The organism is Streptomyces sp. JLBT605, assembly GCF_058215555.1.
Map to the genome: position 1 here is coordinate 1,741,386 of NZ_CM177087.1, position 16,728 is coordinate 1,758,113.

12 protein-coding genes are annotated in these 16,728 nt (G+C 71.8%); 5 read left to right on the forward strand and 7 right to left on the reverse strand.

What is annotated here, in order from left to right:
• Window positions 1-33: 33 nt before the first annotated feature.
• On the reverse strand, window positions 34-3,000 hold the full coding sequence (locus AC4BDD_RS07840) for a putative bifunctional diguanylate cyclase/phosphodiesterase (protein WP_490690240.1): 2,967 nt from the start codon (window positions 2,998-3,000) through the stop codon (window positions 34-36).
• A 356-nt stretch (window positions 3,001-3,356) separates the two neighbouring features.
• On the reverse strand, window positions 3,357-4,328 hold the full coding sequence (locus AC4BDD_RS07845) for a 2-hydroxyacid dehydrogenase (protein ID WP_490690241.1): 972 nt from the start codon (window positions 4,326-4,328) through the stop codon (window positions 3,357-3,359).
• Window positions 4,329-4,403: 75 nt separating this feature from the next.
• On the opposite strand from AC4BDD_RS07845, the gene AC4BDD_RS07850 reads away from it, so the two are divergent.
• From AC4BDD_RS07850 to AC4BDD_RS07860, 3 genes are all read left to right on the forward strand, one after another.
• Window positions 4,404-5,435, forward strand: a complete 1,032-nt coding sequence (locus AC4BDD_RS07850; RefSeq protein WP_490690242.1) for an aldo/keto reductase — start codon at window positions 4,404-4,406, stop codon at window positions 5,433-5,435.
• Between the two features lie 108 nt (window positions 5,436-5,543).
• Window positions 5,544-6,737 carry a PQQ-dependent sugar dehydrogenase gene (locus AC4BDD_RS07855; RefSeq protein ID WP_490690243.1) on the forward strand — a complete coding sequence of 398 codons (1,194 nt, stop codon included), beginning with the start codon at window positions 5,544-5,546 and terminating at the stop codon, window positions 6,735-6,737.
• Window positions 6,738-6,896: 159 nt separating this feature from the next.
• The gene (locus AC4BDD_RS07860; protein WP_490690244.1) at window positions 6,897-7,298 is read left to right on the forward strand and encodes a VOC family protein; all 402 of its coding nucleotides are present in this window, start codon (window positions 6,897-6,899) and stop codon (window positions 7,296-7,298) included.
• A 67-nt stretch (window positions 7,299-7,365) separates the two neighbouring features.
• Here the strand turns inward: AC4BDD_RS07860 and AC4BDD_RS07865 are convergent, their stop codons facing one another.
• Window positions 7,366-9,669 carry an MMPL family transporter gene (locus tag AC4BDD_RS07865; protein WP_490690245.1) on the reverse strand — a complete coding sequence of 768 codons (2,304 nt, stop codon included), beginning with the start codon at window positions 9,667-9,669 and terminating at the stop codon, window positions 7,366-7,368.
• A 422-nt stretch (window positions 9,670-10,091) separates the two neighbouring features.
• On the opposite strand from AC4BDD_RS07865, the gene AC4BDD_RS07870 reads away from it, so the two are divergent.
• Window positions 10,092-10,937 carry a putative protein N(5)-glutamine methyltransferase gene (locus AC4BDD_RS07870; protein WP_490690246.1) on the forward strand — a complete coding sequence of 282 codons (846 nt, stop codon included), beginning with the start codon at window positions 10,092-10,094 and terminating at the stop codon, window positions 10,935-10,937.
• Window positions 10,938-11,132: 195 nt separating this feature from the next.
• On the forward strand, window positions 11,133-12,644 hold the full coding sequence (locus tag AC4BDD_RS07875) for an outer membrane protein assembly factor BamB family protein (RefSeq protein WP_490690247.1): 1,512 nt from the start codon (window positions 11,133-11,135) through the stop codon (window positions 12,642-12,644).
• 83 nt (window positions 12,645-12,727) lie between these two features.
• On the opposite strand, the gene gatB is transcribed toward AC4BDD_RS07875, so the two are convergent.
• Genes gatB through gatC form a run of 4 tightly spaced genes read right to left on the reverse strand, consistent with a single transcriptional unit; the run spans window position 12,728 to window position 16,297 of the window.
• Complete coding sequence (gatB, locus tag AC4BDD_RS07880; protein WP_490690248.1) at window positions 12,728-14,236, reverse strand: Asp-tRNA(Asn)/Glu-tRNA(Gln) amidotransferase subunit GatB; 1,509 nt, start codon at window positions 14,234-14,236, stop codon at window positions 12,728-12,730.
• Window positions 14,237-14,265: 29 nt separating this feature from the next.
• Window positions 14,266-14,505: a hypothetical protein gene (locus tag AC4BDD_RS07885; protein ID WP_490690249.1), complete on the reverse strand. Its 240-nt coding sequence runs from the start codon at window positions 14,503-14,505 to the stop codon at window positions 14,266-14,268.
• A complete protein-coding gene (gatA, locus tag AC4BDD_RS07890; RefSeq protein WP_490690250.1) occupies window positions 14,502-15,995 on the reverse strand; it encodes an Asp-tRNA(Asn)/Glu-tRNA(Gln) amidotransferase subunit GatA in 1,494 nt (497 codons plus the stop codon). Before gatA ends, AC4BDD_RS07885 begins: the two co-directional genes overlap by 4 nt.
• A 5-nt stretch (window positions 15,996-16,000) precedes the next feature.
• Entirely contained in the window at window positions 16,001-16,297 is a 297-nt protein-coding gene (gene gatC, locus AC4BDD_RS07895) for an Asp-tRNA(Asn)/Glu-tRNA(Gln) amidotransferase subunit GatC (protein WP_490690251.1), read from the reverse strand.
• Window positions 16,298-16,728: the final 431 nt, after the last annotated feature.

The window sequence follows — 16,728 nt, forward strand, 5'->3', positions numbered from 1 at the left end:
GGCTCCGACCCTCTCCCCGACGCCGGTCGAGTGTCAAGTGGGTGGGACGGACGTCTCATTATTTGAGCGCAATGGGGGATGCGGATGGGCCTCCCCCGGACGCCTGGCGCCGTGCGGAGCCCCCGGGTGCACCGGGCCGCCGTGTGCCGCGCCACCGTGCGCACCGCTGCCGTGCGCACCGCCGCCGTACCGCACCGGCAGCGCGCCGCCGACCAGCACCGGCTCCTCGGCGCGCGGCACCGGGTAGCCGCCCAGGGCCAGCGCCCGGCGCAGCCGCTGCTCGTCCAGCGGCCCGGAGAAGGCCATGCCCTGCGCATGGGTGCAGCCCATGGCCCGCAGGGCCACGATCTGCTCCGGCAGGTCGACGCCCTCCGCCACCGATTTCATCCCCAGGTCGCCCGCGATGCGCAGCAGTCCGGAGGTGATCTTGTGCAGCCGGGAGGATTCCACCACTCCGTCGACCAGACCGCAGTCGAGCTTGAGGATGTCGATGGGGAGCCTGCGCAGCGCCCGGACGGCGGTGTAGCCGCTGCCGAAGCCGTCCAGCGCGATCCGCACGCCCAGCCGCCGCAGCGCGCCGAGCCGGTGCTCCAGCTCGTCCATGGGCACCCGCGGATCGCTGTCGGTCAGCTCCAGGATCAGCGAGCCGGAGGGCAGTCCGTACCGGGCGAGCAGGGTCTCCACACTCCGCGCCGGCATGGAGCGGTCCACCAGACGGCTCGCCGGGAGCCGCACCGACACCGGCACCGGGTGGCCCGCCTGCCGGCGCCTGGCCGCCTGCTCCACGGCCTCCTGGAGCATCCAGCGGCTGAGCTCGGCCACCTTGGCGGCTTCCTCGGCGCCACCGGAGCGGCCGTTCCCCGCGACGCGCAGGAATTCGGCCGGGGTGAAGAGGATGCCCTGCGCCGAACGCCAGCGGGCCTGGGCGGCGACGGCGGCGATCCGGCCGCCGGCGAGCTCGGCGACGGGCTGATGCAACAGGACGAACTCGCCCTCGTGCAGGGCGGCGCGGAGCCGGGTCGCGGCCTCCGCGCGCCGCACCACCTCGGCCTGCATCTGCGGGGCGTACAGCTCGACGCGGTTCTTGCCGGCGGACTTGGCGCGGTACATCGCCAGGTCGGCGTTGCGCATCAGGGCGCCGGGGCCGATGCCCGGCTCGGCGAAGGCCACCCCGATGCTGGCGGCGACCCGGACCTCGGTGCCCGCCTCCACGCGGTACGGCTGGGAGAGGGCGACCCGCAGCCGGTCGGCGATCTCCAGGATCCGGCACTCGCGGGCGGCGTGGTCGTCCTCGCCGTCGCCGAGGATGAGGGCGGCGAACTCGTCGCCGCCGAGCCGGGCGGCGCAGTCCCCGGAGCCGGAGCGCACCGACTCCTGGAGCCGCCGGGCGGCCTGCACCAGCAACTCGTCCCCGGCCTGGTGGCCGACGGTGTCGTTGACCGCCTTGAAGCCGTCGAGGTCGATGAAGAGGACGGCGGTGCCGGCGTCGGTGCGGCGGCGGCCGGCCAGCGCGTGCCGCACCCGGCGGGTGAAGAGCGCGCGGTTGGGCAGGTCGGTGAGCGGGTCGTGCTCGGCGTTGTGCTGGAGCTGGGCCTGCAGACGCACCCGCTCGGTGACGTCGCGGCTGTTGAAGATCAGGCCACCGTGGTGGCGGTTGATGGTGGACTCGACGTTGAGCCAGTCGCCGGCACCCGAGCGGAAACGGCACTCGATGCGGGTGGTGGGCTCGGCCTCGGGCGAGGCGGCCAGGAAGCGGCGCACCTCGTGCACCACCGCGCCCAGGTCCTCGGGGTGGATCAGCGAGGCGAGCTCGGAGCCGACCAGCTCGTCGGCGTCCCGGCCGTAGACCCCGGAGGCGGCGGGGCTGACGTACCGCAGCACCCCGGTCGGCGCGGCGATCATGATCACATCGCTGGAGGACTGCACCAGGGAGCGGAAGTGGTTCTCCTTCTGGGCCAGTTCCTGGGTGAGTGAGATGTTGTCCAGGAGCATGATGGCCTGACGGATGACGAGGGCGAGCACCACTCCGCAGGCGGTGAAGACCACCGTGCCGTCGACCGGCCGGCCGTGCAGCACGCTGTAGAGGACGCCCAGGGTGCACACCCCGGCGGCCAGGTACGGCGCCAGGGCGGCCAGCGAGCCGGTGATGGGCCGGGTCGCCGGCGTGGTCGCGGGCACCTGCTCGGCCTGCTGCTCGTCGGGGCAGGAGCGGGCCGCCCAGGGCGCGTAGGCGAGCAGGACGGAGCCGGCGAACCAGCCTGCGTCCAGGATCTGCCCGGAGCGGTAGTGCTCGTGCAGGATCGGCAGGGTGAACAGGGCGTCGCACAGGACGGTCAGGGCGAGCGCCCCGATGGCGGTGTTGGTCGCGGCGCGATTGCCCGAGGAGCGGCGCATGTGCAGCGCGAGCACCATGGAGACCAGCACGATGTCCAGCAGCGGGTAGGCCAGCGAGAGCGCGGCGCGGGCCACGCTGTCCCCGCCGAGCTGCGCGCTGTGGGCCAGCGCCAGGCTCCAGGAGAGGGTGAGCAGGGATCCGGCGATCAGCCAGGAGTCCAGGCCCAGGCAGACCCAGCCGGCCCGGGTGACCGGGCGCTTGGCGAGCACCAGCAGACCGATGATCGCCGGCGGGGCGAACATCACGAAGCAGAAGTCGGCGAGCGACATCGCGGGCACCGGCCGCTCCAGCACGACCTCGTACCAGCCCCAGACGGCGTTGCCCAGGCCGGCCATGGCCGAGGAGACCGCGAACAGTATCCAGGCCGGGCGGAAGCGGCCGTGGCGCGTCCAGGCGTACCACAGGCAGGAGGCGGCGGCGGCGAACGCGGCGACGCTCAGCCCGAAGTCCCCCATGATCAGTGCGGCCCGGGTCGATCCCCAGCCGAGCGTGGCGCCGATGGCATAGCCGCCGCACACCAGGGCCAGGGCGAGCTGCGGAAGGATTCCGGCCGCGCCGCCGGAGGTGACCGGCGGCCGGGCGAGCACCGCCCCGGTGGCGGTCACCGGACGGCCCTCCGGGGCGTCAACCGCCGTATGCGGGGGAGATGTTCCGCGCGTGGAGCGAGGGCGTGGGAGTGCCGTCGTCGCTGCTTGAGTCGCGTCGGGTCGTCGATCCATCCGTTGTGCATCGCCCGTCGCCCCCCTCACGTTCTGGTCCATCGCTGCCGCCGTTCGGTCGCTGGCGCAGCCCCCGCTCGGGACGATACACCAACCGGTCACACAGGGACATAGGTCATCTACGCAGCGTAATCGCCAGGAGTATTTACGGATACGGAACGCATACAATCAGTATCTGTGCGTGGTGCCAGCGGCATGTGGCCCCCCGGATCGGCTCTCAGCCCGCCTCTCGGCGGCCCCGTTCAGCCCGTCGTGGCGACGACGTTGTGCAGCGGCTCGCCCGCCGCGAACCGGTCCAGCTGCGCGCGCAGCAGCCGCACCGCCCGTGGCAGGTAGGCGGAGCTGGGCCCTCCCACATGCGGGGTGATGAGTACCCCAGGAGCGTGCCACAGCGGATGTCCGGCGGGGAGCGGTTCCGGGTCGGTGACGTCCAGCGCGGCACGCAGCCGCCCCGATTCCAGCTCCGCCAGCAGCGCCTCGGTGTCCACCACGGGCCCGCGGGCGACGTTCACCAGCAGGGCGCCGTCCTTCATCCGCGCCAGAAAACCCGTGCTGACCAGGGCACGTGTGGCTTCGGTGAGCGGCGTGCAGAGAATCACCACGTCGGCGCTGGGCAGCAGCCGCGGCAGCTCGTCGAGTGGATGCACGGGGCCGCGCTCGGTGGCGCGTCCGGAGCGCGCGATGCGCACCACCCGCTCACACTCGAAAGGTGCGAGCCGGTCCTCGATCGCACTGCCGATCGCACCGTACCCCACGATGAGTACGGTCTTGTCGGCGAGCGCCGGCCGGAAGGCGGGTCGCCACTCCCCCGCGTCCTGGGCGCGGACGAAATCGGGGATGCCCCGCAGCGACGCGAGGATCAGCGCGAGGGCGAGTTCGGCGGTGCTCGCGTCGTGCACCCCGCGGGCGTTGCACAGCCGCACCCCGGCCGGGAGGGCGGCGAGCGCCGGCTGCACGTCGTCGATGCCCGCGGTCAGGGTCTGGATGACGCGCAGCCCGGTCATGGCGGACAGCGGCCGCACCGAGACCTCCGCGCCCTTCATGTAGGGCACGCAGTAGAACGCACAACGCGCCGGATCGGTGGGGAAGTCGGGGCCGCCGTCCCAGTGGGCGTACTCCAGGCCCTCCGGGAGCCCGTCGATCTCCTCGGGCGGGATCGGCAGCCACGCCAGCGGGCGCCGCGACCGGGAAATTCGGCTGTGATCTGCGCTCATGTCAGGAGGCTATGCGAGAGGCCCGCGCGCGAGGACGTTAGTTTGGGAGATCGGGAACGGGAGGGATCAGACCAGGTGGAGCGCAGGACGATCGGGGCGACGGCGCTGAGGGTGGGCGCGATCGGCCTCGGGTGCATGCCCATGAGTTGGGCGTACACCGCCTCACAGCGGGACCGCGAGAATTCACTGCGCACCGTGCACGCCGCGCTCGACCGGGGCGTGACCCTGCTGGACACCGCCGACATGTACGGGCCGTACACCAACGAGCTGCTGGTGGGCCGGGTGCTCAAACAGCGGCGGGCGGACGCCTTCGTGGCCACCAAGTGCGGGCTGCTGGTGGGAGAGAACCACATCGTGGCCAGCGGCCGGCCCGGCTACATCAAGCGCGCCTGCGACGCCTCGCTGCGCCGGCTCCAGACCGATGTGATCGACCTCTACCAGCTGCACCGGGCCGACCCCGAAGTGCCGATCGAGGAGACCTGGGGCGCGATGGCCGAGCTGGTCGCGGCCGGGAAGGTGCGGGCGCTGGGGCTGTGCGCCTTCCAGAAGGCCGGGCGCGGCCCGCGCCGCGGCGCCGCCGGCGGCGGGCCGGGGGGACACCCCCTGAGCACGCAGGCGGCCGCGATACGCCAGTTGGAGCGGGTGCAGCAGATCTTCCCGGTGAGCTGTGTGCAGGCGGAGCTGTCGGTGTGGTCACCGGAGGCGCTTCAGGCGCTGGTCCCCTGGTGCGGGGCGCGCGGTGTCGGCTTCCTGGCCGCGATGCCACTCGGAAACGGCTTCCTCAGCGGCACTCTGACGCCGGGTCAGGGCTTCGAGCCGGACGACGTCCGGGCGCGGCATCCGCGCTTCACCGCGGAGATGATGGCGGCCAACCAGCCGATCGTGGCCGGGCTGCGCCGGGTCGCGCGGCGGCACGGGGAGTCCACCACACCTGCTCAGGTGGCGCTGGCCTGGCTGCTCGCCCAGGGCCGGCATGTGGTGCCCGTGCCGGGCACCAAGCGGGAGCGGTGGGCGGTCGAGAACGCGGCGGCCGCGGAACTCTCCCTGACGGCCGAGGACTTCGCCGAGATCGCGACGCTGCCGCCCGCCCAGGGCTCCTGGGACTAGGGGGCGGCCGAAGCGGCGGGAGATCATCACGCCGGGCCCGGTGGTGTAGAAGAATCGGTGCCGTCTTCCGGCACCGACGCCCCGCCACGCCCCCGAGAGGAACCGACCGTGCGACGTCCCGCAGTGACCGCCGTGTTCGCCGCCGCCGCGCTGCTGGCCGCGGGCTGTTCGTCCGATGGCGGCGACTTCCCCGCCGGCCGGCGCAGCGGCAGCCCCTCCGTGACGGGTGACGCCACCTCCCCGTCCTCCGGCGGCAGCCCCTCGCCGACCGTGTCGGGGGCGCCGGAGAAGGGTTCGGCGAAGGTGGTCCGCACGGTCGCCGGCGGCATCGAGTCGCCGTGGGGGCTGGCGCCGCTGCCGGACGGGGACCTGCTGGTCTCCTCCCGCGACACCGGGAAGATCTTCCGGATCGGGCGCGAGAGCGGCAAGAAGACCGAGGTGGGTTCGGTGGCCGGGGCGGCTCCCGAGGGCGAGGGGGGGCTGCTGGGGCTGGCGGTCTCCCCCGACTTCAGCAGCGACCACATGGTCTACGCCTACTTCACCACCCGCTCCGACAACCGCATCGCCCGAATGATCTACGACACCAAGCGGCCCCCCGGCGAGCAGCTCGGCGCGCCGGACACGATCCTGAGGGGCATCCCCAAGGGCGTGGTGCACAACGGCGGGCGGATCGCCTTCGGGCCGGACAAGATGCTGTACGCGGGCACCGGCGAGGGCGGGGACCGCTCGCAGTCCCAGGACAAGGAGTCGCTGGGCGGCAAGATCCTGCGGATGACGCCGGACGGCCGGCCGGTGCACGGCAATCCGGACGCCGACTCGGTGGTCTATTCGTACGGCCACCGCAATGTGCAGGGCCTGGCCTGGGACAAGGACAAGCGGCTGTGGGCCTCGGAGTTCGGGCAGGACACCTGGGACGAGCTCAACCTCATCCAGCCGGGCGGCAATTACGGCTGGCCCGAGCAGGAGGGCAAGGCCGAGGACGGGGAGACCGCCGAGGACGGGACGCGGCTGATCGACCCGGTCGAGCAGTGGAAGCCGGCCGACGCCTCGCCCAGCGGCATCGCCTTCGCCAAGGGGTCGCTCTGGATGGCCGGGCTGCGCGGGGAGCGGCTGTGGCGCATCCCGCTGCGGGGCACCGAACCGGTGGCCCGGCCGCAGGCGTTCTTCGAGGGCGAGTACGGGCGTCTGCGTACCGTGGTGGCGACCGACGACGGCGGATTGTGGCTGGTCACCAGCAACACCGACGGGCGCGGCGAGCCGGGCAAGACGGACGACCGGATCCTGCGGGTGGACATCAGCTGAGGGCCGGGGTTCTGGGCCGAGGGGCCGGAGTCCTAGGCCGGAAGGCGCAGTGACAGTGCCCTCGGCCGCTGCCTAGGATCATGAGTACGGCATCGCACGTCGGTCACCGGCTGGGTGAGGCGCGGAGGTGCCCGGGAGATGCCTACGGAGGCATTCCACGTGTCAGTCGAGTTGAACCACACCATCATCGGCGCCCGGGACCGGCAGGTCTCCGCCGAGTTCCTGGCGAACATCCTGGGTCTGGAGCTCGGTGAGCCCTGGGGCCCGTTCCTCCCCCTGGAGCTGGGCAACGGAGTCACCCTGGACTTCGCGACCAGCCCGGAGGAGACGATCGCCCCGCAGCACTACGCGTTCCTGGTGCCCGAGGACGAGTTCTCGGCCATGTTCGCGCGGATCAAGGAGACCGGAGCCGAGTACTTCGCCGACCCCGGCCGCAAGCGGCCCTGGGAGATCAACCGCAATGACGGCGGATACGGCGTGTACTTCATCGATCCGTCCGGCCACTTCATGGAGATCATCACCCGCCCGTACGGCAGCGGTGAGCCCTCCGGCCAGGGCTGACGGCCCCGGGGTGTCCGAGGTGCCTCCGCCACGTCGCGTCGGCCCACCGGACACCCCCTGATCCCGCTCAGCGGCGGATGCGCTCGCCCGGCGCCGCGGCCCCACCGGGCCGCTGCGCCGGCAGCGCCACCGGAGCCGCCCCGGTCCGCGCCGCCTCGGCTTCCGTGGCGGCCGCGGCTTCCGCGTCCACCTCGGCCCGGGTCGCGTCCTCGACCTCGGCGGTCTCCTCCGGCGGCTCGATGGTGATGCGCGGCAGCCACCGGTCCAGCCACTTCGGCAGCCACCAGTTGGCGCCGCCGAGCATGTGCATCAGGGCGGGGACCAGCAGCGTGCGCAGCACGAAGGCGTCGAGGGCGACCGCGGCCGCCAGGCCGATGCCGAACATCGCGATGATCCGGTCGCCGCTGAGCACGAAGGCGGAGAAGACCGCGATCATGATGACCGCCGCGGAGTTGATCACACGTCCGGTCTCGGCGAGTCCGACCCGGACCGCGACCCGGTTGTCGCGGGTCTGGCGCCACTCCTCGTACATCCGGCTGACCAGGAAGACCTGGTAGTCCATGGAGAGCCCGAAGAGCACCGAGACCATGATCACCGGCAGGAAGGGCTCGATGGGCCCCGGACTGCCGAGTCCCAGCAGGCCGCTCCCCCAGCCCCACTGGAAGATCGCGACCACCACGCCGAAGGAGCCGGCGACCGCGACGATGTTCATCAGTGCGGCCTTGAGCGGGATGCCGATGGAGCGGAAGGCGAGGAGCAGCAGCAGGCAGCCGAGGGCGACGACCACACCGACGAAGAGCGGCAGCTTGCTGACGATCATGGAGGCGAAGTCGTCGTAGCTGGCGGTCAGCCCGCCCACGTACACGTCGAGCGAGGTGCCCTTCTCGGCCTCCGGCACCACCTCGTGGCGCAGCCGCTCCACCAGGTCGGAGGTCTCCTGGGACTGCGGGGAGGTCTCCGGGATCACGGTGAGCACGCCGGTGCCGGTGCCGCCGCTCTGCGGGGCTCCGCTGACCGAGGCGACGCCCTCGGTGTCACGCAGGGTGTCGGCCAGCTGGGAGAAGGCCAGCTTGTCCGCGGCGCTGTCGATGTCGGCGGCCAGGGTGAGCGGCCCGTTGACGCCGGGCCCGAAGCCCTCGGCGATCAGGTCGTACGCCTGCCGGGTGGTGCTGCCGACCGGGTCGTTGCCCTGGTCGTTGCTGCCCAGGTGCAGGGAGAGGGTGGGCACCGCGATGATCAGCATCAGCACGGCGGCCAGGGCGCCGAGCAGCTTGGGGCGGCGCTCGACGAAGCGGGACCAGCGGGCGGTCAGGCCGGTGGGCACATCGGGCTGCGGGCCGTTCTCGGTCAGCTGCCGGCGCTCGCGACGGCTGAGCGCCTTCATGCCGATCACCCCGAGCAGGGCGGGCAGCAGGGTGACCGAGGCGGCCACGGTGAGCACGACGGTGAGGGAGGCCGCGACGGCGACGCCGTTGAGGAAGCTCAGCCGCAGCACCAGCATGCCCAGCAGGGCGATGCAGACGGTCGCGCCGGCGAAGACGACGGCCCGGCCGGAGGTGGCCACCGCCCGGCGGGCGGCCTCGGCCACCGGCAGCCCCGCTCTGAGGCCGCGCCGGTGCCGGGTGACGATGAACAGCGCGTAGTCGATGCCCACGCCGAGCCCAATGAGCATGCCGAGCATCGGGGCGAAGTCGGCGACCGTCATGGCGTGGCCGAGCAGTCCGATGCCGGCGTAGGCGGTGCCCACGCCGACCAGGGCGGTGGCGATGGGCAGCAGGGTGGCGGCGAGGGAGCCGAAGGCGAGGAAGAGCACCACGGCGGCCGCGGCGATCCCGATGATCTCGCTGAGGTGCCCGGTGGCGGGTGACTCGGTCAGCTCGATGCCCGCGCCGCCGAGCGCCACGGTCAGGTGGTCGTCGGCCGCGGCGTGTGCGGTGTCGACCACGCGCTGCACGTCCGCCTTCTCCAGGGCGTCGGCGGGCTTGTCGAAGGAGACGGTGGCGTAGGCGGTCTGCCCGTCCTGGCTGATCCGCTCCGCGCTCTGGGCGCCGTACGGACCGGAGACGGACGCGACGCCGGGCAGCCGCTCGATGCGGTCGAGGGTGGCGGTCATCCGCTCCTCGACGGCCGCGGCGCGTACCGTGCCGCGCTCGGTGTGCCAGACGATGGTGTCGGCGTCGCCGGCCTCGGCGGGGTTGGTCTTGGCCAGCAGCGCGGTGGCCCTGGCGGACTCGGTGTCCGGCACGCTGTAGTTCTTGGAGTACGCGGAGCCGGCGACAGCGGCTGCGGCGGTGACGCCCGCGAAGGCGGCCAGCCAGAGCACGATGACGACGAGGCGGTGTCGGAGACACCACCGGGCGAGTGCGGCCATGAACTGCTTTCCGGTTTGCCGCGCCGCCTGGGCGTAAGGGGGGAGCCCCTTTGCCCGTGGGCACGGGTCGTACGGTCGGGCAGAGGAAACCCGCCGTATGCGTCCGGCCCCGCGATCATGTGCGCGGCAAGGAGAGCGGCGAGTCCCTTCTGCACTGTGGCAGCCCGAAAAGATCCTTTGTCCCTTTTGTGGACTTCCCCACACGCCGGTCGGCCGACTGGACAGCTCCACTTTCCCGCTCGGCTACTGGCGGGTTTCCGCCCTCCGTGCGCCTCGGGTAGTGTTTCCGCGTCGCATAGTGAACGACTTTCAGGAGGTGAGACCGATTACCGCTGTAGCAGGTCGGGCTCCCCTCTCTCGCGACCGCACGGTCCCCTCGACATAGGTGGCCGGGGAGCCCCGTCGGATCCCGAAAGGCTCCCATGTCGCTCCCGTCGTCATCCTCCGCCGCCTCCCTGTCGGCCGCCCCCTCCCCACTCGCCCCCGCCTTCTCCTTTGTCGTGCCCCGGCTCCGCGCCGCCGGCTGCGTCTTCGCCGAGGACGAGGCGGAGCTGCTGATCTCCACCGCCCGCACCCCGGCCGAGCTGGACGCCATGGTCCGGCAGCGGGTGGACGGGCTGCCGCTGGAGCAGGTCCTCGGCTGGGCGGAGTTCTGCGGTCTGCGGATCGCGGTGGATCCCGGGGTCTTCGTGCCCCGTCGCCGCACCGAATTCCTCGCCCGGCAGGCCGCCGGGCGGATCGCCGGCCCGGCCGCGACCCGGTCCCCGCTCGTCGTGGTCGATCTGTGCTGCGGCTCCGGCGCGGTGGGCGCCGCGCTGGGCGCGGCCGCGGGCCGGGTCGAGCTGTACGCCGCCGACATCGACCCCGCGGCGGTCGCCTGCGCCCGCCGCAACCTCGCGCCCTTCGCCGGCCAGGTCTTCGAGGGCGATCTCTACGAGCCGCTGCCCGCCGGTTTGCGCGGCCGCGTCGACGTCCTGGTCGCCAACGCCCCGTACGTCCCCACCGAGGCGATCGGGCTGCTGCCGCCGGAGGCCCGGGACCATGAGCCGAGGGTGGCGCTGGACGGCGGCGCGGACGGCCTCGATGTGCAGCGGCGGGTGGCGGCCGCCGCCCCCGGTTGGCTGGCGCCGGGCGGCCGGCTGCTGATCGAGACCAGTGAGCGGCAGGCGCCGCTGACCGCCGAGGCCGTCGCCCGCGCCGGACTGATACCCCAGGTGGTCGAGTGCGAGGAGCTGTACGCCACGGTCGTCATCGGCACCCGGCGGTAAATACCCTGCGGATCAGTTCAACTGACATATGGAACAGGGCAGTTCCGGTTGATTGAGCGGAGCCGTCGAGGAAGGATCGACGGCGAAGCTTGCGTTATGAACCGGCACGGGCCGGATCGGCCCGTGCTGTTCTCCGCGTCGGACGACGCCTTCTTGACGGCCGCTTCCCCCGGCCCGTGAGAAGGAGAAGTCCCGATGTCGCAACCGCCTCCGCCGCCGCACCAGCCATACCCCGGCCCGGGGATGCCGCAGGCCGGTCCACCCGGTGTCGGCCAGGGAGCCCCGAACGGCTACCCCTCGCCCACTCCACCGCCCGGCGGCGGCGGTCGCCGGCGCGCCGATCGCCGACGATCCGGGTCGTCCCGGGGAGTGGTCATCGGGGCGGGGGCGGCGGCTCTGCTGCTCGTCGTCGGCGGCGTCTGGCTGGCCACGAAGGACGACGGGGGCGGCGGTGGCTCCCAGGAGCAGCAGGCCCCCCAGGCGCGCGTCCTCAGCTCCGTGCCCATGCCGAAGGGGCTCAGCAAGGACGACCCCATACCCGTCCCGGGCCTGTGGACGACCGACAAGAACTTCGTGAAGGGTGACGTCAACAAGATCGTCGGCTACCCGCTGGAGGGCGGCGAGCCCTCCTGGGAGATCCCGCTGGGCGGACGGCTCTGCCAGGCGTCACCGCAGGTCACCAAGGAGGGTATGACCGCGATCCTCTTCGAGAAGCCGGGGAAGGACCAGACCTGCACCCAGGTCGGCCTGGTGGATCTGAACAAGGGCAAGCTTCTCTGGAAGCGGGAGGCGGCCGACTCCTACGGATCGGCCTCCGACTTCGACTCGGTGACCATCGGCGGCGGCACGGTCGCCGCAGCGGCGGAGGTCGGCGACGGCGGCGCGGGCTGGACGCTGGACGGCAAGCCGGCATGGCAGCTCCAGGAAGACAAGGAGTGCGAGGACATCGGCTACGCCGGTGGCACCGACAAGATCGTCGCGATCCAGCAGTGCGGGGAAGCGGACACCCCGCCGCTGGACGTACAGACCATCGACCCCAGGACGCGGGCGGTCACCTCGACCTACAAGCTTCCCGAGGGCGTCGAGGACGCGCACATCCTCTCCACCGACCCGCTGGTCGTGGGCACCGCCAAGGAGTCGGACGACGCGGCCACCGGCATCGCCACCATCAGCGCCATCGACGACAGCGCCAAGGCGGGGAAGCTCCGCAGCGAGATCTCCATCCCGGCCAAGAAGTACGACACCGACTGCGACGCGGACATGGTGGACGTCTGCCAGGGCGCGGTGGTCAGCAAGGCGGCCGACGCCGTCTTCGTGGCCACCAACCAGGACGTCGAGGCCGCCACGTACAACGACGTCATCGCCTTCGATCTGAAGACCGGCAAGGAGGCCGGGAAGACCCCCGGCCTGGAGGGCGTCAATCTCAAGCTGCTCGGGCTCGACGAGGACGGGTCGGTGATCGCGTACCAGGAGTCCCAGCTCTCCGGCGAGGCCGGCGGGATCTGGCGGATCGACCCCGCATCCCGCAAGAAGACCCAGGTCTTCCAGACCGCGAGCGAGTTCCACGACAAGGAGTCGGCCTTCGACGCGGGCGGTGTGCACCACTACGCGAAGAAGCGCCTGTACATGGGCGAGGACCTGATCAGCGGGGACCCGAACGCCGTGGACAAGGACCACCCGCTGGCCATCGTCATCGGCACCAGCTGACCCGACCGAGGCCCGGATACGCCGATGGCGGCGGTGCTCCCTCTCGGGGGCACCGCCGCCATCGGCGTATCTGCCTTAAAAGGTCAGCCCTCGACGCCGAGCCGCTCGAGGATCAGCTCGCGCACCCGCGCGGCGTCGGCCTGGCCACGGGTGGCCTTCATGACCGCGCCGACCAGGGCGCCGGCCGCGGCGACCTTGCCGCCACGGATCTTGTCGGCGATCGCCGCGTTGGCCGCGATCGCCTCGTCGACGGCGGTGCCGAGCGCACCCTCGTCGGAGACGATCTTCAGGCTGCGCTTCTCGACGACCGCGTCCGGGTCGCCCTCGCCGGCCAGCACGCCCTCGATCACCTGGCGGGCCAGCTTGTCGTTGAGCGAGCCCTCCTTCACCAGCGCGCAGACCCGGGCGATCTGGACCGGGGTGATCTCCAGGGCGGCCAGCTCGACGCCGGTCTCGTTGGCGCGGCGGGCCAGCTCGCCCATCCACCACTTACGGGCCGCGGCGGCGTCCGCGCCCGCGTCGATGGTGGCGGTGATCAGGTCGATGGCGCCCGCGTTGAGCACGGACTGCATCTCGTGCTCGGAGATCCCCCACTCCTCACGGAGCCGGTTGCGGCGGAGCCGGGGCAGCTCGGGCAGCGTGGCCCGCAGCTCCTCGACCCAGTCACGCGCCGGCGCCACCGGCACCAGGTCCGGCTCGGGGAAGTAGCGGTAGTCCTCGGCCTCTTCCTTGACCCGGCCGGAGGTGGTGGAGCCGTCCTCCTCGTGGAAGTGCCGGGTCTCCTGGATCACCGTGCCGCCGGAGGTCAGCACGGCCGCGTGCCGCATGATCTCGAAACGGGTCGCCCGCTCGACGCTGCGCAGCGAGTTGACGTTCTTCGTCTCGGAGCGGGTGCCGAACTTCTCGACGCCCTTGGGCCGCAGCGACAGGTTGACGTCGCAGCGCATCTGGCCCATCTCCATGCGGGCCTCGGAGACGCCCAGCGCCTTGATCAGCTCACGCAGCTCGGCCACGTACGCCTTGGCGACCTCCGGCGCGCGGTCCCCGGCACCGACGATCGGCTTGGTGACGATCTCGATGAGCGGGATGCCGGCGCGGTTGTAGTCCAGCAGCGAGTGCGTGGCGCCGTGGATACGGCCGGTGGCACCGCCGACGTGGGTCGACTTGCCGGTGTCCTCCTCCATGTGGGCGCGCTCGATCTCCACGCGGAAGACCTCGCCGTCCTCCAGCTGGACGTCCAGATAGCCGTTGAAGGCGATCGGCTCGTCGTACTGCGAGGTCTGGAAGTTCTTCGGCATGTCCGGATAGAAGTAGTTCTTCCGGGCGAAGCGGCACCACTCGGCGATCTCGCAGTTCAGCGCGAGGCCGATGCGGATCGCGGACTCGACGCCGGTGGCGTTCATCACCGGCAGCGAGCCGGGCAGGCCGAGGCAGGTGGGGCAGGTCTGCGTGTTCGGCTCGGCGCCCAGCGCCGTGGAGCACCCGCAGAACATCTTGGTCTTGGTGCCGAGTTCGACGTGCACCTCAAGGCCCATCACGGGCTCGAAGGTGGCCAGCGCGTCCTCGTACGACACCAGTTCAGTGACGGTCACGGAAAACTAACCTCTCAGTCCCTCGGCACTCAGTCCGCGAGGACGTCGTCTTCGCCGAGGCGCTTGAGCTCTCGTACGAGCAGGGCGACGGTGGTGACGACGGCGGCGGCGGAGACCAGCGCGTCGAGGAACTGGAGCTTGTCCTCGTCGGCGCGGGCCGCCTTGATCTGCTTGGCGGCGCTGATGGCCCCGAACGCGGAGCCGCAGATGGACAGGTACAGACCGGGCTTGGACTTCTTGAAGCTCTTGGCCTTCTTGATCGCACTCACAGCGAAGGTGCCTCCTCAAGCAGCGGGTGACCCCACCGGGCGATGAACGCGGCCTCGACCGCGGCACCCACCCGGTACAGGCGGTCGTCGGCCATGGCGGGAGCGATGATCTGCAGGCCCACCGGCAGCCCGTCCTCCGGCGCGAGGCCGCAGGGCAGCGACATGGCCGCGTTGCCCGCCAGGTTGGTGGGGATGGTGCACAGGTCGGCGAGGTACATCGCCATCGGGTCGTCGACGCGCTCGCCGATCGGGAAGGCGGTGGTCGGCGTGGTCGGCGACACGATCACGTCGACCTGCTCGAAGGCCCGCTCGAAGTCCCGGGTGATGAGGGTGCGGACCTTCTGGGCACTGCCGTAGTACGCGTCGTAGTAGCCGGAGCTGAGCGCGTAGGTGCCGAGCATGATCCGGCGCTTGACCTCGGCGCCGAAGCCCGCCTCACGGGTGAGGGAGGTGACCTCCTCGGCCGACCGGGTGCCGTCGTCGCCGACCCGCAGGCCGTAGCGCATGGCGTCGAAGCGGGCCAGGTTGGAGGAGCACTCCGACGGGGCGATCAGGTAGTACGCGGAGAGGGCGAGGTCGAAGGACGGGCAGTCCAGCTCGACGATCTCGGCACCCAGCTCCTTCAGCAGCTCGACGGACTCGTCGAAGCGCTGCATCACGCCGGCCTGGTAGCCCTCGCCGCGGAACTGCTTGACCACACCGACGCGCATGCCGGTGACGTTGCCGTTGCGGGCCGCCTCGACGACCGGCGGGACGGGCGCGTCGATGGAGGTGGAGTCCAGCGGGTCGTGGCCGGCGATCACCTCGTGCAGCAGCGCCGCGTCCAGGACGGTACGGGCACACGGCCCGCCCTGGTCCAGGGACGAGGAGAAGGCCACCATGCCGTACCGGGACACCCCACCGTACGTGGGCTTGACGCCGACGGTTCCGGTGACGGAGGCCGGCTGGCGGATGGAGCCGCCGGTGTCGGTGCCGATGGCCAGCGGGGCCTGGAAGGAGGCGAGCGCGGCGCTCGACCCACCACCGGAGCCACCCGGGATCCGGGTCAGGTCCCAGGGGTTGCCCGTCGGCCCGAAGGCGCTGTTCTCCGTCGACGACCCCATGGCGAACTCGTCCATGTTGGTCTTGCCGAGGATGACGACGTCCGCTTCCTTGAGCTTGCGGGTCAGCGTCGCGTCGTACGGCGGGATCCAGCCCTCAAGGATCTTCGAGCCGACGGTGGTCGGCACGCCCTTGGTGGTGAAGATGTCCTTGAGCGCGAGCGGCACACCGGCCAGTGGCCCGAGCTTCTCGCCCCGCTCCCGCTTCTCGTCCACGGCACGGGCCTGGGCGAGCGCGCCCTCCCGGTCCACGTGCAAGAACGCGTGCACCTTCTCGTCGACGGCCTCGATCCGGGCCAGGTGGGCCTCGGTGACCGCGACGGCGGTGACCTCGCCGGACGCGATCTTGGCCGCGGTCTCGGCGGCCGTGAGCTTGGTCAGGTCTGCCATGGCGATCACTCCTCCCCCAGGATCTGCGGCACCTTGAAACGCTGCTGCTCCTGGGCCGGGGCGCCGGAGAGCGCGGCCTGCGGAGTCAGCGACGGACGGACCTCGTCCGGTCGCATGACATTGGTCAGCGGCAGCGGGTGAGAGGTCGGCGGTACGTCTTGGTCGGCGACCTCGGAGACGCGGGCGACCGCGCCGATGATGTCGTCCAGCTGTCCGGCGAAGTGGTCGAGCTCTTCGTCCTTCAGCTCCAGACGCGCCAGCCGGGCGAGGTGGGCGACCTCCTCGCGCGTGATGCCAGGCATGCAGCGATCCTCAGGGTGAGTGTGTTGGTTTCGCGGCCAATCCTATGGCGCGGGGGGTGCTGCGGGCGAAACGCTTATCGCCGTGCGGCGGGCGCCCGCGAAATCACCCCCGCCTGGCCCTGCGCCTCCCTGACCCGGGGCTCCGCCCCGGACCCCGCTCCTCAATCGCCGGAGAGGCTGGATTTTCCTGCTCGGGCCCTCCGTCAGGCTCCATCCGTGCCCGAACCGGGGCTCCGCCCCGGACCCCGCTCCTCAAACGCCGGAGGGGCTGAATTTTCCCGCCCGGATGGGATGAGTACGGGTCGTGGTCGCGACGATGGAAGGGACGGGGAGGTTTCGGGGCGGGCGCTGCGACGGCGGGAGGGGGCGTGCCGGGGCACTCCCCGCAGGGCAGTGAACCAAACGGACGTTCACCTTGCGATCGGGCAGAC